Origin of the sequence: Caldimonas mangrovi, assembly GCF_023721835.1 — a bacterium.
GTDB lineage: Bacteria > Pseudomonadota > Gammaproteobacteria > Burkholderiales > Burkholderiaceae_C > Caldimonas > Caldimonas mangrovi.
In genome coordinates this window covers 476,253-495,756 of sequence record NZ_JAMKFE010000001.1, presented here as the reverse complement: position 1 = coordinate 495,756, position 19,504 = coordinate 476,253, and the positions used below count along the sequence as shown (strand labels likewise).

At 65.0% G+C, this 19,504-nt stretch carries 19 protein-coding genes; 3 read left to right on the top strand and 16 right to left on the bottom strand.

Going from position 1 to position 19,504, the window contains the following annotated elements; genetic code table 11:
- Positions 1-2 precede the first annotated feature (2 nt).
- The gene (gene kbl, locus M8A51_RS02415; RefSeq protein ID WP_251776511.1) at positions 3-1,211 is read right to left on the bottom strand and encodes a glycine C-acetyltransferase; all 1,209 of its coding nucleotides are present in this window, start codon (positions 1,209-1,211) and stop codon (positions 3-5) included.
- Positions 1,212-1,343: 132 nt separating this feature from the next.
- On the opposite strand from kbl, the gene M8A51_RS02410 reads away from it, so the two are divergent.
- Entirely contained in the window at positions 1,344-1,925 is a 582-nt protein-coding gene (locus M8A51_RS02410; protein ID WP_251776510.1) for a helix-turn-helix domain-containing protein, read from the top strand.
- A gap of 19 nt (positions 1,926-1,944) precedes the next feature.
- Here the strand turns inward: M8A51_RS02410 and M8A51_RS02405 are convergent, their stop codons facing one another.
- Positions 1,945-3,180 carry a YihY family inner membrane protein gene (locus tag M8A51_RS02405; protein WP_251776509.1) on the bottom strand — a complete coding sequence of 412 codons (1,236 nt, stop codon included), beginning with the start codon at positions 3,178-3,180 and terminating at the stop codon, positions 1,945-1,947.
- 19 nt (positions 3,181-3,199) lie between these two features.
- Here M8A51_RS02405 and M8A51_RS02400 point away from each other — a divergent pair, with 19 nt between their 5' ends.
- Together M8A51_RS02400 and M8A51_RS02395 are read left to right on the top strand one after the other, a co-directional pair.
- Positions 3,200-3,583 carry a DUF2069 domain-containing protein gene (locus M8A51_RS02400; RefSeq protein WP_251776508.1) on the top strand — a complete coding sequence of 128 codons (384 nt, stop codon included), beginning with the start codon at positions 3,200-3,202 and terminating at the stop codon, positions 3,581-3,583.
- A complete protein-coding gene (locus tag M8A51_RS02395; protein ID WP_251776507.1) occupies positions 3,580-5,013 on the top strand; it encodes an FAD-binding oxidoreductase in 1,434 nt (477 codons plus the stop codon). The genes M8A51_RS02400 and M8A51_RS02395 overlap by 4 nt, the downstream gene beginning before the upstream one ends.
- Here the strand turns inward: M8A51_RS02395 and M8A51_RS02390 are convergent.
- The 14 genes from M8A51_RS02390 to M8A51_RS02325 are packed head-to-tail and all read right to left on the bottom strand — an operon-like array spanning position 4,994 to position 19,455.
- Entirely contained in the window at positions 4,994-5,437 is a 444-nt protein-coding gene (locus M8A51_RS02390) for a DUF1178 family protein (RefSeq protein WP_251776506.1), read from the bottom strand. The two genes, M8A51_RS02395 and M8A51_RS02390, sit on opposite strands and share 20 nt — an antisense overlap.
- Before the next feature lie 31 nt (positions 5,438-5,468).
- Positions 5,469-6,059, bottom strand: coding sequence for an NUDIX domain-containing protein (locus M8A51_RS02385; RefSeq protein ID WP_251776505.1), 591 nt, complete (start codon positions 6,057-6,059; stop codon positions 5,469-5,471).
- Positions 6,060-6,076: 17 nt separating this feature from the next.
- Positions 6,077-6,379: a DUF2818 family protein gene (locus M8A51_RS02380; RefSeq protein ID WP_251776504.1), complete on the bottom strand. Its 303-nt coding sequence runs from the start codon at positions 6,377-6,379 to the stop codon at positions 6,077-6,079.
- Between the two features lie 6 nt (positions 6,380-6,385).
- Complete coding sequence (gene nuoN, locus M8A51_RS02375; protein WP_251776503.1) at positions 6,386-7,867, bottom strand: NADH-quinone oxidoreductase subunit NuoN; 1,482 nt, start codon at positions 7,865-7,867, stop codon at positions 6,386-6,388.
- A 16-nt stretch (positions 7,868-7,883) separates the two neighbouring features.
- Positions 7,884-9,359 carry an NADH-quinone oxidoreductase subunit M gene (locus tag M8A51_RS02370; protein WP_251776502.1) on the bottom strand — a complete coding sequence of 492 codons (1,476 nt, stop codon included), beginning with the start codon at positions 9,357-9,359 and terminating at the stop codon, positions 7,884-7,886.
- Between the two features lie 16 nt (positions 9,360-9,375).
- A complete protein-coding gene (nuoL, locus tag M8A51_RS02365; RefSeq protein WP_251776501.1) occupies positions 9,376-11,421 on the bottom strand; it encodes an NADH-quinone oxidoreductase subunit L in 2,046 nt (681 codons plus the stop codon).
- 7 nt (positions 11,422-11,428) lie between these two features.
- The gene (nuoK, locus tag M8A51_RS02360) at positions 11,429-11,737 is read right to left on the bottom strand and encodes an NADH-quinone oxidoreductase subunit NuoK (protein ID WP_251776500.1); all 309 of its coding nucleotides are present in this window, start codon (positions 11,735-11,737) and stop codon (positions 11,429-11,431) included.
- On the bottom strand, positions 11,734-12,387 hold the full coding sequence (locus M8A51_RS02355) for an NADH-quinone oxidoreductase subunit J (protein ID WP_251776499.1): 654 nt from the start codon (positions 12,385-12,387) through the stop codon (positions 11,734-11,736). Before M8A51_RS02355 ends, nuoK begins: the two co-directional genes overlap by 4 nt.
- Before the next feature lie 55 nt (positions 12,388-12,442).
- On the bottom strand, positions 12,443-12,940 hold the full coding sequence (gene nuoI / locus M8A51_RS02350; RefSeq protein ID WP_251776498.1) for an NADH-quinone oxidoreductase subunit NuoI: 498 nt from the start codon (positions 12,938-12,940) through the stop codon (positions 12,443-12,445).
- Positions 12,941-12,958: 18 nt separating this feature from the next.
- A complete protein-coding gene (gene nuoH, locus M8A51_RS02345; RefSeq protein WP_251776497.1) occupies positions 12,959-14,023 on the bottom strand; it encodes an NADH-quinone oxidoreductase subunit NuoH in 1,065 nt (354 codons plus the stop codon).
- Positions 14,024-14,039: 16 nt separating this feature from the next.
- Entirely contained in the window at positions 14,040-16,355 is a 2,316-nt protein-coding gene (gene nuoG, locus M8A51_RS02340) for an NADH-quinone oxidoreductase subunit NuoG (protein WP_251776496.1), read from the bottom strand.
- A gap of 21 nt (positions 16,356-16,376) precedes the next feature.
- Positions 16,377-17,708 carry an NADH-quinone oxidoreductase subunit NuoF gene (nuoF, locus tag M8A51_RS02335; RefSeq protein WP_251776495.1) on the bottom strand — a complete coding sequence of 444 codons (1,332 nt, stop codon included), beginning with the start codon at positions 17,706-17,708 and terminating at the stop codon, positions 16,377-16,379.
- Positions 17,708-18,205 carry an NADH-quinone oxidoreductase subunit NuoE gene (gene nuoE / locus M8A51_RS02330; RefSeq protein WP_251776494.1) on the bottom strand — a complete coding sequence of 166 codons (498 nt, stop codon included), beginning with the start codon at positions 18,203-18,205 and terminating at the stop codon, positions 17,708-17,710. Before nuoE ends, nuoF begins: the two co-directional genes overlap by 1 nt.
- A complete protein-coding gene (locus M8A51_RS02325) occupies positions 18,202-19,455 on the bottom strand; it encodes an NADH-quinone oxidoreductase subunit D (RefSeq protein WP_251776493.1) in 1,254 nt (417 codons plus the stop codon). Before M8A51_RS02325 ends, nuoE begins: the two co-directional genes overlap by 4 nt.
- Positions 19,456-19,504 lie beyond the last annotated feature (49 nt).

Below are 19,504 nucleotides of genomic sequence, written 5' to 3'. Positions count from 1 at the left end.
CCTCACACCAGCCCGAGTTCGCGACCGGCCTTCACGAAGGCGGCCACCGCGGCATCGAGATGCTCGCGCTCGTGCACTGCCGACAGCTGCACGCGGATGCGCGCCTGCCCCTTGGGGACCACCGGGTAGAAAAATCCGATCGCATAGATGCCGAGTTCCAGCAGACGCGCGCTGAGCTGCTGTGCCTTCGCAGCGTCGTAGACCATGATGGGAACGATCGGGTGGTCTCCCGGCTTGATCTCGAAGCCGGCCTTGGCAATGGCCATGCGGAAGTGGCGGGTGTTCGCTTCCAGCTTGTCGCGCAGCTCGGTCGACGCTTCCAGCAGGTCGAGCACCGCGATCGACGCACCGGCGATCACCGGCGCCAGCGTGTTCGAGAACAAATAGGGCCGCGAACGCTGACGCAACAGCTCGATCACCTCGCGCCGGCCGCTGGTGAAGCCGCCGCTGGCGCCGCCGAGGGCCTTGCCGAGCGTGCCGGTGATGATGTCGACGCCGCAGCGCCCACCTTGTAGCAGCCCCCGGAATTCGTGCGTGCCGCGCCCGTTGCGTCCCAGGAAGCCGGTCGCGTGGCATTCGTCGATGCCGAGCAGCGCCCCGTAGCGGTCGGTGATTTCGCGAATGCGGTCGAGCTGCGCGATGGTGCCGTCCATCGAAAAGGCCCCGTCGGTAAACACCACCATGAAGCGCGCGCCGTCGGCCCGGGCTTGCTCCAGGCAACGCTCCAAGTCTTCCAGGTTGTTGTGTTCGTAGCGATAGCGCCGTGCCTTGCACAGGCGGATGCCGTCGATGATGGAGGCGTGGTTCAGTGCGTCGCTGATCACCGCATCCTGCTCGCCGAGCAGCGGCTCGAACAGGCCGCCATTGGCGTCGAAGGCCGCTGCGTAGAGGATCGTGTCTTCGGTGCCGAGGAAGCGAGACAGGCGTGCCTCGAGCTGCTTGTGCAGGTCTTGGGTGCCGCAGATGAAGCGCACCGAGCTGAGACCGTAGCCATGCGTGCGCAAGGCGGCCTGCGCCGCCTCGATCACGCGCGGGTGCGACGACAGCCCGAGGTAGTTGTTCGCGCACAGGTTGATCACCTCGCGGCCATCGGTAGTGCGGATCACCGCGCCCTGCGGTGTCGCGATGATGCGCTCGGTCTTGTACAGGCCGGCCTCACGCGTCGCATCGAGCTCGGCTTGCAGGTGGCGGTAAAAATCGGCGGTGGACATCGGCTGGTTTCCTTCCTCTGCGGTGACCGGTGAGGCACACTGGCGGCGTTCGATACATCCAATTCAATGGACAATGTTCGATATATCGAACTTTTGTGCAGTATCCATAGCCTCGCCCCGGAAGTCAACCGCATGCCCGCTCCCGCTTCGCCGGTATCCCAACCTCCTCGCGTCGGAGAACGCATTCAGGCCCTGCGCCAAGCCGAACGGCTGTCGCTCGATGAGCTCTCGCGCCGGGCGGGCGTGTCGAAGTCGATGTTGTCGCAGATCGAGCGCAACCAGGCCAACCCCACGGTCGCCGTCGTCTGGCGGTTGGCCAATGCACTGGACGTGCCGTTGGCGCAGCTGCTGGAAGGCGGCGAGCCGACGCTTCCGCCTATCGTGACCGTCCCAGCGCACGCGACGCCGTCGCTGCGAACGCCTGATCAGCGATGCGAACTGCGCATCCTCGGGCCGATCGAGCTGGCCGGACAGTTCGAGTGGTACGAGCTCGTGATGCAGCCGGGCGGAGCGCTCGAGTCGCAGGCGCACGAGCCCGGCTCACGCGAGCATCTGAGCGTGTTGACGGGAATGCTCGACGTCACCGCCGGAGAGGCGGTGCAGCGCCTCAAGCATGGCGAGACGGCCCGTTACGGCGTCGACAAGCCTCATGCGATCCGCAACCCGGGCAAGACGACGGCGACCGCCTTGCTGGTCGTGATTCACAGCACCTGACGGGGGTCTGATCGCCCCCCTACGCCTTGAGCACGTCTGCCAGCGTGAGGGTCGAGAAGCCGGCGCGGTCCCAGAAGCCGCGCAGGTTGGGCGCCGGGTCGAGCAGCAGTTCGGCGACCAGGGGTTGCGCCAGCGTCTTCTCCGGGTCGACCAGCAGCACGTAACGCGAACCGCCCTCCTCCTCGAGCCGGCCGATCCAGTCGAGCGCGACGAGGCTTTCCAGCACGGGTTCGATCTGCAACGGGTCGGTCCGCAAGTGCTCGGCCAGGCCCGCCGCCGTGATGCCGTGGAAGCTCTGAGCGCGCGCCAGCTGCAGTTCGCGCATCAGGGTCACTGCAAGGTGGAAGCGCTGGCCCGGCGTGTCGGGGCGCCGCACGACGCGCATTTGCAGGCTCGGCGCATAGGCCGCCATCACCGCGCCCAGCAGCACGATGACCCAGCCGAGGTAGATCCAGACCAGAAAGATCGGCACCGTGGCGAACGTGCCGTACACCGCCGAATAGGTGGGCACCTTGCGCAAGTACCAGGCGAGCAGGCTCTTCGCCACCTCGAAGCCGAGCGCGACGAACAAGGCGCCCGACAGCGCATGAGACCAGCGCACATAGACGTTGGGCACATAGCGGAACAGGGCGGCAATGCCGCCGACGAACAGCCCGAACTCGAGCACGTTGAGCACCCAGTTCAATGCGTCGAAGTAGTCGCCGACGATGCCGCGCGACCGCGCCAGGGCATAGGAGGTGACGGTGAGGCTGACGCCCAGCAGCAGCGGCCCCAACGTGGCCGCCGCCCAGTACACCAGCACGCGGTGCGCGATCGGCCGCGGCTTGCGCACGCGCCAGATCGCATTCAGCGTGCGGTCGATGGTCAGCATCAGCGCGAGGGCCGTGAACATCAGAATCACCAGACCGGCGGTGCCGAGCCGGTTCGAGTTGAGCGCGAACTGCGTGAGCGCGCGCAGCACGGGCTTCGCGATGGCATCGGGGACCAGGCTCTGGACGAAATACTTCTCCAGTGCTGTCTGGAAGCGGCCGAACATCGGGAAGGCGGTGAACACGGCGAGCGTCACCGTGAACAGCGGAACCAGCGAAATGATGGTGGTGAACGTGAGGCTGCTGGCCGTGAGGCCCAGCCGGTCTTCGCGAAAGCGCTGGCGCAGCGTCTTGAGCGTGTCCATCCAGGGCCAGTCGTGCAGCGTCTGCACAAGCCTGGCGACCTGCACACGCCACGAGTGGCGCAGTCCCGTGGGGAAATTCATGGCCGGTATCATGCCATCGATGAATCGCTCTTCCCTCGTGGACCACACGCGCACGCTGGCCGTCGGCAGCCTGCTGGGGCTGATCGTGCTCGGTCTCGCATGGGAACTGTGGCTCGCCCCGCTGCGCCCCGGCGGCTCGTGGCTCGCGCTCAAGGTGCTGCCGCTGACGTTGCCGCTGGCCGGGCTGCTCAGGCACCGCATGTACACCTACCGCTGGGTCAGCCTGATGGTGTGGATCTACTTCACCGAAGGCGCCGTGCGGGCCACCAGCGACAGCGGGCTGAGCGCGGTGCTCGCCGCCGTCGAGGTGCTGCTGTGCCTGCTGCTGTTCGTCGCCTGCGCCTTGCATGTCCGCATTCGCCTGAAGAGTACGGCCGCCCAGACTTCTCCTTCGCCGCCATGAACGCACCACTGCTCGACACCCTGCGCGCCGCCGTTGGCGCCCCACACGTCCTGGTCGGCGGCGACCTGTCCGCCTGGGAGCTCGACTGGCGCAAGCGCTACCGCGGCCAGGCGCTCGCGGTCGTGCGCCCGGGCAGCACCCAGGAGGTGGCAACGGTGGTCCAGGCCTGTGCGGCGCACGGCGTGGCGATCGTTCCCCAGGGGGGCAACACCGGCCTGGTCGGCGGGTCGGTGCCCGACGCGAGCGGCACCCAGCTGCTGCTGAGCCTGCAACGGTTGAACCGGGTCCGTGAGATCGATGCGGCCAACCTGACCATGACCGTCGACGCGGGCTGCGTGCTGCAAGCCGTGCAGGAGGCTGCCGCGGCGCAGAGCCTGCTGTTCCCGTTGAGTCTCGCGGCCGAGGGCAGCTGCACGATCGGCGGCAACCTCGCCACCAACGCCGGCGGCACGCAGGTGCTGCGCTACGGCAATGCACGCGAGCTGTGCCTCGGCCTGGAGGTCGTGACGCCCGCCGGCGAGGTCTGGAACGGCCTCAGCGGGCTGCGCAAGGACAACACCGGCTACGACCTGCGTGACCTCTACATCGGCAGCGAAGGCACGCTGGGCATCATAACCGCAGCGACGCTCAAGCTGTACCCGCAGCCGGCGGCCAAAGTCACTGCGCTGGCGGCGGTGGGGTCGCTGGAGCAGGCCGTGGGTCTGCTCCAGTGCGCGCAGGCGCGGCTGGGGGCCGGCCTCACGGGCTTCGAAGTGATGGGCGGGTTTGCGCTCGAACTCGTCGCGAAGCACTTCCCTCAGATCCGCCAACCCCTTGCACCATCACCCTGGATGGTGCTGCTGGAGCAGTCCGATACCGAGTCCGAAGTGCACGCCCGTACGCTGTTCGAAAGCATGCTCGAAGCCGCGCTGGAACAGGAGCTGATCACCGACGCGGCCGTGGCAGAGAGCATCGACCAGTCGCGCAGTCTGTGGCACTTGCGCGAGTCGATCCCGCTCGCACAAGCTGAGGAGGGGCTCAATATCAAGCACGACATCTCGGTCCCGGTCTCGCGCATCCCGTCGTTCGTCGCACAGACCGATGCCCGGCTGGCACAGGCCTTCCCCGGCGCTCGGCTGGTGAACTTCGGCCACCTCGGCGACGGCAATCTGCACTACAACGTGCAGGCGCCCGAAGGAACCAGCGCTGCCGAGTTCCTGCGCGAGCATGAAGCACAGGTCAACGAGTTGGTCTACGACGCCGTCGCGGCTCACAGCGGCTCGATCTCGGCTGAGCACGGCATCGGCGCCTTGAAGCGGGAAGAGCTGACGCGGCGCAAATCGGCCGTCGCACTGGGCTTGATGCGCTCGATCAAGCAGGCGCTGGATCCGGACAACCGGATGAACCCGGGACGGATGCTGGGGTCTGCCCCTACTGCACCGGCTCCTTGAGCGCCGGCAGCAACGGCAGCGGCATCACCTCGATGCCCTCCTCCTGCAGCGCTTCGGTCTCCTCGCGCGTTGCCTGCCCACGGATGTTGCGGGCGTCCGATTCGCCATAGTGCATGCGCCGAGCCTCCTCGACAAAGCGCTCGCCGACATCCTCGGTGTTCTCGATCACGTGCCGCAGGGCCTGCAGCCATAGCGCTTGCATGGAACCCGACGACCCGGCGGCCACCGGTTTGGCTTCAGCCGGCGCGTCCTTCGCCCCGGAAAGATTGAGCCGCGGCGCGCTCGGCAGCTTGCTCACTTCGGTGTCGGCACACAGCGGGCACTCGACCAGCCCGCGGGCATGTTGGGAGCGGTAGTCGTCCTCGGACGAGAACCATCCCTCGAAACCATGGCCGTGCCGGCACTGGAGGTTGAGCACCTTCATGGCGCGATTATCGGCAGACTTCCCGGCGAACTCATGCGTGCCAGCGCAAATCCCAGCGGCCGGCCTGCCATTGATGCAGCCACAGCAGCCCGATCATCGTCTTCGCGTCGGTGACAAGGCCGTCGCGCACCCAGGCGTCGAGTTCGTCCGTGGTGGCGGTGAATACCTCGACGAACTCGCCGGCATCGAGCTGACTGGCGCCGGCCGTCAGGCTGCGAGCAAACCAGATCTGGATGCCCTCGTCCGAATAGGCAATGGCATTGTGCAGGGTACCGGCGTGTGCCCACTGGCGCGCGCTGTAGCCAGTTTCCTCGAGCAGTTCGCGCTCGGCACAGCGGCGGCCGGGCTCGCCCGGATCCAGCTTGCCGGCGGGAAATTCAATCATCACCCGGCCCAGCGGATGGCGATACTGGCGCTCCAGCACCAGCCGCCCGTCGTCGAGGATGGGCACGATCATCACGGCCCCCGGGTGGACGATGTATTCGCGATGCGCCTCGTTGCCGTCGGGCAGCCCGACCCGGTCACGCCGGACCTCGAGAAAGTGGCCCTTGTAGACCTGGGTCGATTCCAGCGACCGTTCTTCGAGGTGACGCTCGTCTGGAACGATGGTGGTTTCGGTCATGGCGCTCGCTCAGGACGTCAGCGCCGGTGCCGGCGCAGGTAGCGCCAGACGAAACCCGGAAACGCCAGGGTCAGGAACAGGCACAGCGAGACGGCGTAGAACTCCCAGTTCTGGGCGTGACGCTGGCCCTGACGCGTTTCCAGCGCAAAACCGAGGCCGAGCACCAGCGCAAACAGCAGTGCCAGCTCCAGCACCCGCCATCCCAGACCTTTCGGCGCGCGCTGTGGGCCGACGACAAACAGTCTTTCGTTGACGAACGGCAGGTTGGCCGCCACCGCGGCAGCCAACAACACGAGCCAGACGGAGGCCGCGGAACTCACGAGTCTTCAGCCGGCCAGCGTCTTGCCGATGGCCTGCGCGCACAGCGTCATCAAGCCCCCTGGCAGCAGGCCGAACACCAGCACGGCAAGACCGTTGACCGACATCACGGCACGGGCATCGGCGCTGGACGCGATCGGGGAGGTGTCGGTGGCTTCGTCGAAGTACATCACCTTGACGACGCGCAGATAGTAGAACGCCCCGACCAGAGACAACAGCACCGCGATCACCGCCAGCCACACGTACAGGCTCTGGTTGGTGGAGACCAACGCCTGCAGCACTGCCAACTTGCCGTAGAAGCCCACCGCAGGCGGCACGCCGGCAAGCGAGAACATGAAGATCGCCATCACCGCGGCATACCAGGGACTGCGCTGGTTCAAGCCCTTCAGGTCGGAGATTTCCTCTGCTTCGAAGCCTTCACGTGCAAGCAACGCAATCAGGCCAAACGTGCCCAGCGTGGTGAGCACGTAGGTGACGGTATAGAACATCGCCGAGCTGTAGGCGTTCGCAGCCGATGCCGTGTTGCTGGGCAGCACGCCGCACGACAACCCGAGCAGAACGAAACCCATCTGGCCGATGGTGGAGTACGCCAGCATGCGCTTCAGGTTGGTCTGCGCGATCGCCGCGAGGTTGCCGACCACCAACGAGGCGACCGCCAGCACGATCAGCATCTGCTGCCAATCGACGGCCAGGCCGATCATGCCTTCGACCAGGAGGCGAATCGCCATCGCGAAGCCGGCCAGTTGCGGTGCACCGGAAATCATCAGCGTCACCGCGGTGGGGGCGCCCTGGTAGACGTCGGGCACCCACATGTGGAACGGCACGGCGGCGAGCTTGAACGCGAGGCCGGCGACGACGAAAACGACGCCGAACACCAGCACCTGCTCGTTGATCTGGCCGGTGCCGATCGCCTTGAACACTTCGCCGAGTTCGAGCGAGCCCGTCGCGCCGTACATCATCGACATGCCGTACAACAGGAAGCCGCTGGCCAGCGCGCCGAGCACGAAATACTTCATCGCTGCCTCGGTGGAGCCGGCATGGTCGCGCCGCAGCGCCACCAGCGCATACAGCGACAGCGACATCAACTCCAACCCCAGGTAGAGGGTCAAGAAATTGTTGGCCGAGATCAGCACCATGATGCCGAGCAGCGAGAACAGGCTGAGTGTGAACAGCTCGCCCTTGAGCATGCCGCGGTCGGCCGCGTACGGACGGGCATAGACCAGCGAGACCAAGGTGGCGATGGTCGCGAAGAATTCGAGCAGATTGCCCATCGGGTCGCTGACCACCATGTCCTGCATGCCGTAGACGGTGACGCCGTCGGTGACGTAGGCCAATTGCAGCGCGCCGACAACGACCAGCGACAGCAGCGTCAGCACGTAGGTGGGCGTGCGGCGCGGGTCGGTGACGAAAAGGTCGACCAGCGCGATCACGCAGGTCAGCACCAGCAGCAGGATCTCGGGATAGATGGCGAGCCAGTTCATGTCGTTCATTGCGGTGGCCTCGTCGTCAGGGAAGCTTGGATTGGGCCACGTGCTGCAGCAGGTCCACCACCGAGTGATGCATCACGTCGGTGAAGGGCTTCGGGTACAAGCCCATCCACAGCACTGCGATGGCCAGCAACCCAAGCATGAAGAATTCGCGGGCATTGAGGTCCGCAAGCGTGCGGACATCGTCATTCGCGACCGGCCCGAAGTAGACGCGCTTGACCATCCACAGGGTGTACGCGGCACCGAAGATCAGCGTCGTTGCCGCGAGTGCGCCGAGCCAGAAGTTCACCTTCACCGTGCCGAGGATGACCATCCACTCGCCGACGAACCCTGCCGTGCCCGGCAGCCCGCAGTTCGCCATCGCGAACAGCACGGCGAAGGCCGCGAACTTCGGCATCGTATTGACGACGCCGCCGTAGGCGGCGATCTCGCGCGAGTGCACGCGGTCGTAGAGCACGCCGATGCACAGGAACATCGCGCCGGAGACGAAGCCATGCGCAATCATCTGGACGATCGCGCCCGAGACGCCCAGCTCGTTGAACATAAAGAAGCCCAACGTGACGAAGCCCATGTGCGCAACCGACGAGTACGCGACAAGCTTTTTCATGTCCTGCTGCACCAGCGCCACGAGGCCGATGTAGACCACCGCCACCAGCGACAGGGCAACGACGACCCAGGTCAACTCGCGGCTGGCGTCAGGAAGGATGGGCAACGAGAAACGCAGGAAACCGTAGGCGCCGAGCTTGAGCATGATGGCCGCCAGCACCACCGAGCCGCCGGTCGGCGCCTCCACGTGCGCGTCCGGCAGCCAGGTGTGCACCGGCCACATCGGCACCTTGACGGCGAACGCGAGGAAGAAGGCCCCGAACAACAACTCCTGCGCACCCAGGGGCAACGGCAGGCGATGCCAGGTCAGGATGTCGAAGCTGCCACCGGATTTGTAGTACAGGTAGACCAGCGCCACCAGCATCAGCAGCGAGCCGAGCAGCGTGTACAGGAAGAACTTGAAAGCGGCGTACACGCGCCGCGGGCCGCCCCAGACGCCGATGATGATGTACATCGGGATCAGCGTGGCCTCGAAGAACACGTAGAACAGCAGGCCGTCGAGCGCTGAGAAAACGCCGATCATCAGACCGGACAAGATCAGGAACGCGCCCATGTACTGGTTCACGCGCTGGTTGATCACCTCCCAGCCGGCGATCACGACGATCACCGTGATGAATGCAGTCAGCAGCACGAACCACACCGAGATGCCGTCGACACCCAGGCGGTAATGCACGTTGAAGCGCTCGATCCACAGCACGTCTTCGACGAACTGCATCGCCGAGGTGCTGCTGTCGAAGCCGGTGATCAGCGGCAGCGTGACGAGCAGGCTCACCACCGCGCCGGCCAACGCCAGCCAGCGCACCACGTTGGCGTATTGATCGCGGCCGAGGGCCAGCAGCACGACCCCGAACAGGATGGGGGTCCAAATCGCGAGGCTCAGGAGACTCATTTGTTCTTACCTCGCCTTAGGCGCCGCTGAAGCCGCGCAGGAAGGCCTGCAGGTACGGCCACAGTTGCCAGGTCATCAGCACGAAGATGCCGACGATCATCACGAGGGCGTAGTGATAGATGTAGCCCGACTGGAACAGGCGCACGAGCGAGGCCGTCCGGCCGACGAGTTTTGCGGAGCCGTTGATCACGACGCCGTCGATCAGGGCGGCATCGCCGCCCTTCCACAGCCCGCGGCCCAGCAGGCGTGCCGCGGCCGCAAAGATGTTCTCGTTGATCCAGTCCATGTAGTACTTGTTCTCCATGATCCGCACCAGGAAGCCGAGGCGCTGGCGCAGCATCGCGGGGATGCCGGGCTTGACCATGTAGAACAGGTAGGCGAGCACGACACCGGCCAGCGCGAGCCAGAACGGCGGCAGCGTCAGGCCGTGCAGCGCCATCGCCGCGGCACCGTGAAAGTGCTCGGCCAGTTCGGCCATTGCCGGGTGCTTGGCCGTATCGACGGAGATCGCGTCCTTCAGAAAGTCGCCGAACAGCATCGGCTGGATGGTCATGAAGCCGATCACGACCGAGGGCACCGCCAGCAGCAGCAGCGGGGCGGTCACGACCCACGGCGACTCGTGCGGCTCGTGGTGCTCGTGGTGCTCGTCATGATGGCCGTCATGTGCGTGGTCGTCTTCCGGCGGGAACGGCTTGTCGTGGAAGCGCTCCTTGCCGTGGAAGACCAGGAAGTACATGCGGAACGAGTAGAAGGCCGTGACGAACACGCCGACAACGACCGCGAAGTACGCGAAGCCCGCGGCCGGCAGCTGGCTGGCATGAACCGCCTCGATGATGCTGTCTTTCGAGTAGAAGCCCGAGAACAGCGGCGTGCCGATCAGCGCGAGCGAACCCAGCAGCGAGGTGATCCAGGTGATCTTCATGTACTTCCACAGGCCTCCCATGTTGCGGATGTCCTGATCGTGGTGCATGCCGATGATCACCGAGCCGGCACCGAGGAACAGCAGCGCCTTGAAGAACGCGTGCGTCATCAGGTGGAACACCGCCACCGAGTAGGCCGACGCGCCGAGCGCGACCGTCATGTAGCCGAGCTGCGACAGCGTCGAATACGCCACCACGCGCTTGATGTCGTTCTGGATGATGCCGAGGAAGCCCATGAACAGCGCGGTGATGGCACCGATCACGAGAATGAAGTTCAACGCCGTGTCCGACAGCTCGAACAACGGCGACATGCGCGCCACCATGAAGATGCCTGCCGTCACCATCGTCGCAGCGTGGATCAGAGCCGAGATCGGCGTGGGACCCTCCATCGAGTCGGGCAGCCAGACATGCAGCGGGAACTGCGCCGACTTGCCCATGGCACCGATGAACAGGCAGATGCAGATGACGGTAATCAGCATCCAGTCGGTGCCCGGGAAACTCAGACTTGCCAGTTCGCCAGCCTTCGCAAAAGTATCTGCGTAGCTGAGACTGCCGCCGAAGGCGACGATCAGGCCGATGCCCAGGATGAATCCGAAGTCGCCGACCCGGTTGACCAGGAAGGCCTTCATGTTCGCGAAGATCGCCGTCGGCTTCGTGTACCAGAAGCCGATCAGGAGGTAGGACACCAGGCCGACCGCTTCCCAGCCGAAGAACAGCTGCAGGAAGTTGTTGCTCATCACGAGCATCAGCATCGAGAAGGTGAACAGCGAGATGTACGAGAAGAAGCGCTGGTAGCCCGGGTCTTCCTCCATGTAGCCGATGGTGTAGATGTGCACCATCAGCGACACGAAGGTGACGACGCACATCATCATCGCCGACAACCCGTCGATCAGGAAACCGACCTCCATCTTCAGGTCACCGAGCACCATCCATTCGTAGACGGTCTGGTTGAAGCGCGCGCCGTCGACCGCCACGGCTTTCAGCACCATGGCCGACAGCACGAAGGCGACGAAGACGCCCAGGATGGTGATCGCGTGCGCGCCGCGCCGGCCGACAAACTTGCCGAACAGGCCCGCGACGATGGCACCCACCAGCGGCGCCAGAGGCACCGCGACCAGCATGTTCTGTGACAGCTCACTCATGTTGTTCTTAGCCTTTGAGGGTGTCGAGCTCGTCCACGTTGATCGTGGCGCGGTTGCGGAACAGCACGACGAGGATCGCCAGGCCGATGGCCGACTCGGCAGCCGCCACCGTCAGGATGAAGAACACGAACACCTGGCCTGCCATGTCGCCCAGGTAGTGCGAGAAGGCGATGAAGTTGAGATTGACCGCTAGCAGCATCAGCTCGATGCACATCAGCAGCACGATCAGGTTCTTTCGGTTCATGAAGATCCCGACCACCGACATCGCGAACAGGATGGCGCCGAGCGACAGGTAATGCCCGAGGGTGAGCGTCATGCCTGGCCTCCCGTGGTAGCTTGGGACTCTGCGGCGGCAGCGGCTGACGAGCCCTGCACCTCCGGCTTCATCGGAACGATGCGCAGGCGGTCGGCCTTCTTGACCTTCACCTGGTCAGCCGGATCGACATAGCGCGAATCCTTGCGGCGACGCATCGTCAGCGCGATCGCGGCGACGATCGCGACAAGCAGGATCACTGCGGCGATTTCCAGCGGGTACAGGTAATTGGTGTACATCTCGATGCCGAGCAGCTTGCTGTTGCCGAGCTGCACCTCTTCGGGCGTCGGCGCCGGTGCATCGGCCAGGTTGAAGCCGCCAAGCAGCACGACCGCCATTTCGAGCGCGATCACGACACCGACGACGCCGGCGAGCGGGAAATGCTTCCAGAAGCCCTGCCGCAGCGCATCGACGTTGAAGTCGAGCATCATCACGACGAACAGGAACAGCACCATCACCGCGCCCACGTAGACGAGCACCAGCGAAATGGCGAGAAATTCCGCTTGCAGCAGCATCCAGACGCAGGCGGCGTTGAAGAACGCGAGCACCAGGAAGAGCGCCGCATGCACGGTGCTGCGGGCGGTGATCACGCGAAACGCCGCGAACAGCAGAATCGCGGAGAACACGTAGAAGAGCGCGGTCGTGGTTTCCATGTCTTTCTCGGGTTGCAGGCCGTCTCCCTCGGGCGGCCCGGGCGCGAAGGGGCGGTTACCGGTACTTGGCGTCCGCTTCCCTGCTGGCCGCGATCTCCTTCTCGTAGCGATCACCGACAGCCAGCAGCATCTCCTTCGTGAAGTAGAGATCGCCGCGCTTCTCGCCGTGGTACTCGAGGATGCTGGTCTCGACGATGGAGTCGACCGGGCAGCTCTCTTCGCAGAAGCCGCAAAAGATGCACTTGGTCAGGTCGATGTCGTAGCGGGTCGTGCGGCGGCTGCCGTCAGCGCGCACTTCGGATTCGATCGTGATCGCGAGCGCCGGGCACACCGCCTCGCACAGCTTGCACGCGATGCAACGCTCCTCGCCGTTTTCGTAGCGACGCAACGCGTGCAGCCCGCGAAAGCGCGGCGACAGCGGCGTCTTCTCTTCCGGGAACTGCACGGTGATGTGGGGCGACAGGAAGTGCCGCCCCGTCAGGGACAGACCCTTCAGCAGCTCCCACAGCATGAAAGTGCTGAAGAAGCCCTTGATGGAGGCTACAGCGGACATGACGGTTCTACCTCTTCATCAGTTCCAGATGTTCCAGGGCGACTGGATCCACAGCCCGACCAACACCAGCCACACCAGCGTCACCGGGATGAAGATCTTCCAGCCCAGACGCATGATTTGGTCGTAGCGGAAGCGCGGAAAGGTCGCGCGCACCCACAGGAACAGGGTGACGACGACAAAAGTCTTGAGACCCAGCCAGATCCAGCCGGGGATCCAGTTGAACGGCGCGACGTCGATCGGGGGCAGCCAGCCGCCCAGGAACATCAGCGACGCGATCGCCGACACCAGGATCATGTTGGCGTACTCGGCCAGGAAGAACATCGCGAACGACATGCCCGAGTACTCGATCATGTGTCCGGCGACAATTTCCGATTCACCTTCGACGACGTCGAACGGGTGACGGTTGGTCTCGGCGATGCCTGAAATCATGTAGACGACGAAGATCGGCAGCAGCGGCAACCAGTTCCACGACAGGAAGGTCAGGCCCTTGTCGGCGAACCAGCCCTGGCCCTGGCCCATCACGATGTCGGTGAGGTTCAGGCTGCCCGAAACCATCAGCACGACCACGAAGGCGAAGCCCATCGCGATCTCGTACGACACCATCTGGGCCGACGCGCGCAGCGCCCCCAGGAAGGCGTACTTCGAGTTCGAGGCCCAACCGGCGACGATGACACCGTAAACCTCGAGCGACGTGATCGCCATCAGGAACAGGAGGCCGGCGTTGATGTTGGCCAGCGCCACCTCAGGGCCGAACGGGATCACGGCCCAGGCCGCCAGCGCCGGCATGATGGTCATGACCGGAGCGACGAAGAACAGCCCCTTGTTGGCGGCGGTCGGGGAGATGATCTCCTTGAAGATCAGCTTCACGGCGTCGGCGATCGGCTGCAGCAGACCGAACGGGCCGACACGGTTGGGGCCGGGGCGCACCTGCGTCCAGCCGATGGCCTTGCGTTCCCACAGCGTCAGATAGGCCACGCAGATCATCAGCGGCAGCACCAGCGCGACGATCTTCACGAGCGTCCAGACGACGGGCCACAGCCCGCCGAGGGTGGATTGACCGAAGGTGTTCAGTGTGTCGAGCATGCTCTGGATCCTTGGGTCACGCCTTGGTCACGTCGATGGCACCGAACATCGCGCCGAGACCCGCGGTGGCCGGATGACCGGCGGACACTCGCACGCAGTTCGCCGGCAGGCCGGGCTCGAGACGTGCCGGCAACACCGCAACGGCCTTGCCCTGAGCCACACGCACCGGCTCGCCATCCTTCAGGCCGAGTTGCTGCCACAACGCGGCCGGCAGGCCCGCGACCGGAGGCTGCGCGTCACGGGTGAGCTGCAGCGAATGCGCGCGCCGTACGATCGGGTCGGTCGAGTAGATGGGCACGTCGGCGATGCGCTCGAGCGCAGCGGGTGCGGCAGCGGGCACGGCCACGGCAGCCGCCGAGCGGTTGCCCAGGCGAGACGACAACGCGGCCGGGTCGCCCAGCGCCGCTGCCTTGACCTCTTCCGAGGTCTCGTAGCCGAAGCCCTCGAGGCCGAGCATGCTGCCCAGCACGCGCAGCACCTTCCACGCCGGGCGGGTTTCGCCCAGCGGCTTCACCACGCCATAGAAACTCTGCGGGCGACCTTCGGCATTGACGAAGGTCCCGGATGTCTCTGAAAACGGTGCGATCGGCAACAGCACGTCGGCGTACTCGACGGCGCGGGTACGGAAAGCGCTGAAAGCGACCACCATCTCTGCGCCCTGCAGCGCGGCGAGCGCGGCGGTGGGATGGGCGGCGTCGAGTTCGGGCTCGACGTTGAGCAGCAGGTAGGCCTTCAGCGACTGCGACAGCATCTGGCCGGCGTTCAGACCACCCTGTTCGGGCTGCGCGCCGACGAGCTGCGCGCCGACCGAGTTCGCCGCCTCGCCGAGGTAGCCGACCGTCGCGCCGGTTTGCTGTGCGATCCAGCCCGCCAGCGCAAGCAGCGCGCCGGCTTGCGGGTGCTGCGCGGCGGCGTTACCGAGCAGCACCGCCTTGCGTTCGCCGGACAGCAGCGCCCGCGCCACCGCCTGGGCGGCCTCGGTTGCGTTGCCTTGTGCAGGAGCCGCAACGCCCTTCTCGGCGCCAACGGCCGTCGCAATGTCGGCGAGCGCCTGAAGCCACGCGCCGGGCGCTGCAGTGATGCGGCTCGCAAGCGGCATCAGCCAATCGTCTTCAACGGCGTGCAGACTGTGGATTTGCGCACCGTGCTTGGCCGCCTGCCGCAGTCGCGAGGCGAACAGCGGATGGTCCTTGCGCAGGAAGGAGCCGACGACCAGCGCACGCTGCAGGGTCGACAGCTCGGCGATCGGCATGCCGAGCCAGCGTGCGCCCTCGCCCGCCGTGAAGTCGGCATGCCGCAGCCGATGGTCGATGTTGTCGCTGCCAAGGCCACGCGCCAGTTGCGCCAGCAGATGCAGCTCTTCGACGGTACTGTACGCCGAACCCAGCGCACCGATGGCTTGCGGGCCGTGCTCGGCCTTCACCAGCTTCAGGCCGTTGACGACGTACTCGAGCGCCGTCTGCCAGTCGACCGCCTTCCATTGGCCGCCCTGCTTCAGCATCGGCGTCGTCAGGCGCTCGTCGCTGTTCAGCGCTTCATACGAGAAGCGGTCGCGGTCGGCCAGCCAGCACTCGTTGACCGGCTCGTTTTCAAAAGGCAGCACGCGCATGACCTTGTTGCCCTTGACCTGGACCACCAGGTTGGCGCCGGTCGAATCGTGCGGGCTCACTGACTTGCGGCGAGAAAGCTCCCAGGTGCGGGCCGAATAGCGGAAGGGCTTGCTCGTCAGCGCGCCGACCGGGCACAGGTCGATCATGTTGCCCGACAGCTCGGAGTCGATGGTGTCGTTCAGGAAGGTCGTGATCTCGGAGTGCTCGCCCCGATGGATCATGCCCAGCTCCATCTGACCGGCGATTTCCTGCCCGAAACGCACGCAGCGGGTGCAGTGGATGCAGCGCGTCATCTCGGCCATCGAGACGAGCGGGCTCACCTCCTTGGCCAGCACGACACGCTTTTCTTCGGTATAGCGCGACGACGAGCCGCCGTAACCGACGGCAAGGTCCTGCAGCTGGCACTCGCCGCCCTGGTCGCAGATCGGGCAGTCGAGCGGGTGATTGATCAGCAGGAACTCCATCACGCCCTGCTGCGCCTTGATGGCCTTGTCGCTCTTGGTGCGCACGATCATGCCCTGCGTCACCGGGGTGGCGCAGGCAGGCATCGGCTTCGGCGCCTTCTCGACGTCGACCAGGCACATGCGGCAATTGGCCGCGATGGACAACTTCTTGTGGTAGCAGAAGTGCGGGATATAGGTGCCGGCCTTGTCGGCAGCATGCATGACCATGCTGCCCTCGGGCACCTCGACCTTCTGACCGTCCAGTTCGATTTCAACCATGGTGTCTCTTTCGCCGGCCGGTCAAACGTGGGCCGCAACCATGCAGGTCTTGTGTTCGACGTGGTGCTCGAACTCGTGGCGGAAGTGCTTGAGCATCGCCCGCACAGGCATCGCCGCCGCGTCACCCAGCGCACAGATGGTGCGGCCCTGGATGTTGTCGGCAACCGAGTTCAGCAGATCCATGTCTTCGGGACGGCCGCGACCGTGTTCGACCCGCTCGACCATGCGCCACAGCCAGCCGGTGCCTTCGCGGCACGGCGTGCACTGGCCACAGGATTCGTGCATGTAGAAGTAGGACAGGCGCAGCAGCGACTTGACCATGCAGCGTGTGTCGTCCATCACGATGACCGCGCCTGAGCCGAGCATCGAGCCGGCCTTGGAGATGGCGTCGTAATCCATCGTTAGGTCCATCATGATGTTCGCCGGCAGCACCGGGGCAGACGAACCGCCCGGTATCACTGCCTTCAGCTGGCGCCCCTTGCGCACGCCGCCGGCGAGTTCGAGCAGCTTCGAGAACGGCGTACCGAGCGGAATCTCGAAGTTGCCGGGGCGTTCGACGTCGCCGACCACCGAGAAGATCTTGGTACCGCCGTTGTTCGGCTTGCCGATGTTGAGGTACGCCTCGCCCCCATTGCGGATGATCCACGGCACCGCAGCGAAGGTCTCGGTGTTGTTGATCGTCGTCGGCTTGCCGTACAGGCCGAAGCTGGCCGGGAACGGCGGTTTGAAGCGCGGCTGGCCCTTCTTGCCCTCGAGCGATTCGAGCAGCGCGGTTTCTTCGCCGCAGATGTAGGCGCCGAAGCCGTGATGCGCATGCAGCTGGAAGTTGAAGCTGCCGCCCAGGATGTTGGAGCCCAGGTAGCCCGCTGCGCGCGCTTCCTCGAGTGCCTCTTCGAAACGCTCGTAGACCTCGAAGATCTCGCCGTGGATGTAGTTGTAGCCCACGGCGATGCCCATCGCATAGGCGGCGATGGCCATGCCTTCGATCACGATGTGCGGGTTGTAGTAAAGGATGTCGCGATCCTTGCAGGTCCCCGGCTCGCCCTCGTCCGAATTGCAGACCAGATACTTCTGGCCCGGGAACTGACGCGGCATGAAGCTCCACTTCAAGCCGGTCGGGAAGCCGGCGCCGCCACGACCGCGCAGGGCGGAGGCCTTGACCTCTGCGATCACCTGGTCGGGCGTCAGGCCTTCGGTCAGAATCTTGCGCAGCGCCTGGTAGCCACCACGCGATTCGTAGTCCTTCAGGCGCCAGTTGTTGCCGTTCAGGCCCGCGTAGATCTGTGCGCCGATGTGGCGGTCGTGGAAGCAGGTTTCGGCACCGGTGGCCTGGAACTTGGAGAGATCCAGCATCACTTCACCCCTTGCTTGGCGGCCGCGCGCAGCGTGTCGACCAGCGCGTCGAGACGGTCGTTGCTCATGAAGCTGCACATCTGGCGGTCGTTGACCAGCATCACCGGCGCATCGGCGCAGGCACCGAGGCATTCGCACTCGGCCACCGTGAACAGGCCATCGGGCGTCGTACCGCCCAGTTCGACACCGAGCTTCTCGCTCAGGTAGTCGGCCGCCTTCTGTCCGTCGCGCAGTTGGCACGGCAGGTTGGTGCACACGTTCAGCTTGAACTTGCCGACCGGGCGCTGGTTGTACATGTTGTAGAAGGTCGTGACTTCATGCACGGCGACCACCGGCATGCCGAGATAGTCGGCGACCTCACGCTCGGCCTCGGGCGGGACCCAGCCCTGCTCCTGCTGCACGATGGACAGGCACGCCATCACGGCCGATTGCTTCTGGTCCGCCGGGTACTTGGCGACCTCGCGCGCGAAGCGCTGCTTGGTGGCGTCCGAGATCATCGGTCTATCTCTCCGAACACGATGTCCATGGTGCCGATCACGGCCACGGCATCGGCAATCATGTGGCCGCGCGACATCTCGTCCATCGCGGCGAGGTGAGCGAAGCCGGGGGCACGGATCTTCAGGCGGTACGGCTTGTTGGCACCGTCACTGACGAGGTAGATGCCGAACTCGCCCTTCGGGTGCTCGACGGCGGCATACGCCTCGCCTTCGGGCACATGGAAGCCTTCGGTGAAGAGCTTGAAGTGGTGGATCAGCTCTTCCATGCTGGACTTCATCTCCAGCCGCGAAGGCGGCGCCACCTTGTGGTTGTCGGTGATGACCGAGCCCGGGTTCCGGCGCAACCAGTCGACGCACTGCTGGATGATGCGGTTGGACTGGCGCATCTCCTCGACCCGCACGACATAGCGGTCGTAGCAGTCGCCGTTGGTGCCGATGGGAACGTCGAAGTCCATGCGGTCGTAGACCTCATAGGGCTGCTTCTTGCGAAGATCCCAGGCAATGCCGGAGCCGCGCAGCATCGGGCCGGTGAAGCCGAGATTCAGCGCGCGTTCCGGCGACACGACGCCGACGCCGACCGTGCGCTGCTTCCAGATGCGGTTGTCGGTCAGCAGTGTTTCGTATTCGTCCACATGCTTCGGGAAGCGCTTCGTGAAGTCCTCGATGAAGTCGAGCAGCGAGCCCTGGCGGTTCTCGTTGAGCTTGGCGACAACCTTGGGCCCCTTGATCTTCGACACCTGGTACTGCGGCATCGAATCGGGCAGGTCGCGATAGACGCCGCCCGGGCGGAAGTAGGCCGCATGCATGCGGGCACCGGAGACCGCCTCATACATGTCGAACAGGTCTTCGCGCTCGCGGAAGCAGTAAATGAGCATGTTCATCGCGCCGCAGTCGAGACCGTGCGCACCGAGCCACAGCAGGTGGTTCAGCAGGCGGGTGATCTCGGAGAACATCACGCGGATGTATTGCGCGCGGACCGGCACCTCGATGCCCATCAGCTTCTCGATGGCGAGGCAGTACGCATGCTCGTTGCACATCATGGACACGTAGTCGAGACGGTCCATGTAGGGCAGCGACTGGATGAACGTCTTGGACTCGGCCAGCTTCTCGGTCGCCCGGTGCAGCAGGCCGATGTGCGGGTCGGCGCGCTGGATCACCTCGCCGTCGAGTTCGAGCACCAGCCGCAACACGCCGTGTGCAGCCGGGTGCTGCGGGCCGAAGTTCAGGGTGTAGTTCTTGATATCTGCCATTTCAGTCTTCCATGGCACTCAGGCAAGCCGCACTCGGCACGATACGGCG

Excerpts from the sequence above, each read along its gene's own strand:
- kbl (WP_251776511.1), bottom strand. The coding sequence starts at position 1,211 with ATGTCCACCGCCGATTTTTACCGCCACCTGCAAGCCGAGCTCGATGCG.
- M8A51_RS02410 (WP_251776510.1), top strand. The coding sequence starts at position 1,344 with ATGCCCGCTCCCGCTTCGCCGGTATCCCAACCTCCTCGCGTCGGAGAA.
- M8A51_RS02405 (WP_251776509.1), bottom strand. The coding sequence starts at position 3,180 with ATGAATTTCCCCACGGGACTGCGCCACTCGTGGCGTGTGCAGGTCGCC.
- M8A51_RS02400 (WP_251776508.1), top strand. The coding sequence starts at position 3,200 with ATGAATCGCTCTTCCCTCGTGGACCACACGCGCACGCTGGCCGTCGGC.
- M8A51_RS02395 (WP_251776507.1), top strand. The coding sequence starts at position 3,580 with ATGAACGCACCACTGCTCGACACCCTGCGCGCCGCCGTTGGCGCCCCA.
- M8A51_RS02390 (WP_251776506.1), bottom strand. The coding sequence starts at position 5,437 with ATGAAGGTGCTCAACCTCCAGTGCCGGCACGGCCATGGTTTCGAGGGA.
- M8A51_RS02385 (WP_251776505.1), bottom strand. The coding sequence starts at position 6,059 with ATGACCGAAACCACCATCGTTCCAGACGAGCGTCACCTCGAAGAACGG.
- nuoN (WP_251776503.1), bottom strand. The coding sequence starts at position 7,867 with ATGAACGACATGAACTGGCTCGCCATCTATCCCGAGATCCTGCTGCTG.
- M8A51_RS02370 (WP_251776502.1), bottom strand. The coding sequence starts at position 9,359 with ATGAGTCTCCTGAGCCTCGCGATTTGGACCCCCATCCTGTTCGGGGTC.
- nuoL (WP_251776501.1), bottom strand. The coding sequence starts at position 11,421 with ATGAGTGAGCTGTCACAGAACATGCTGGTCGCGGTGCCTCTGGCGCCG.
- nuoK (WP_251776500.1), bottom strand. The coding sequence starts at position 11,737 with ATGACGCTCACCCTCGGGCATTACCTGTCGCTCGGCGCCATCCTGTTC.
- M8A51_RS02355 (WP_251776499.1), bottom strand. The coding sequence starts at position 12,387 with ATGGAAACCACGACCGCGCTCTTCTACGTGTTCTCCGCGATTCTGCTG.
- nuoI (WP_251776498.1), bottom strand. The coding sequence starts at position 12,940 with ATGTCCGCTGTAGCCTCCATCAAGGGCTTCTTCAGCACTTTCATGCTG.
- nuoH (WP_251776497.1), bottom strand. The coding sequence starts at position 14,023 with ATGCTCGACACACTGAACACCTTCGGTCAATCCACCCTCGGCGGGCTG.
- nuoG (WP_251776496.1), bottom strand. The coding sequence starts at position 16,355 with ATGGTTGAAATCGAACTGGACGGTCAGAAGGTCGAGGTGCCCGAGGGC.
- nuoF (WP_251776495.1), bottom strand. The coding sequence starts at position 17,708 with ATGCTGGATCTCTCCAAGTTCCAGGCCACCGGTGCCGAAACCTGCTTC.
- nuoE (WP_251776494.1), bottom strand. The coding sequence starts at position 18,205 with ATGATCTCGGACGCCACCAAGCAGCGCTTCGCGCGCGAGGTCGCCAAG.
- M8A51_RS02325 (WP_251776493.1), bottom strand. The coding sequence starts at position 19,455 with ATGGCAGATATCAAGAACTACACCCTGAACTTCGGCCCGCAGCACCCG.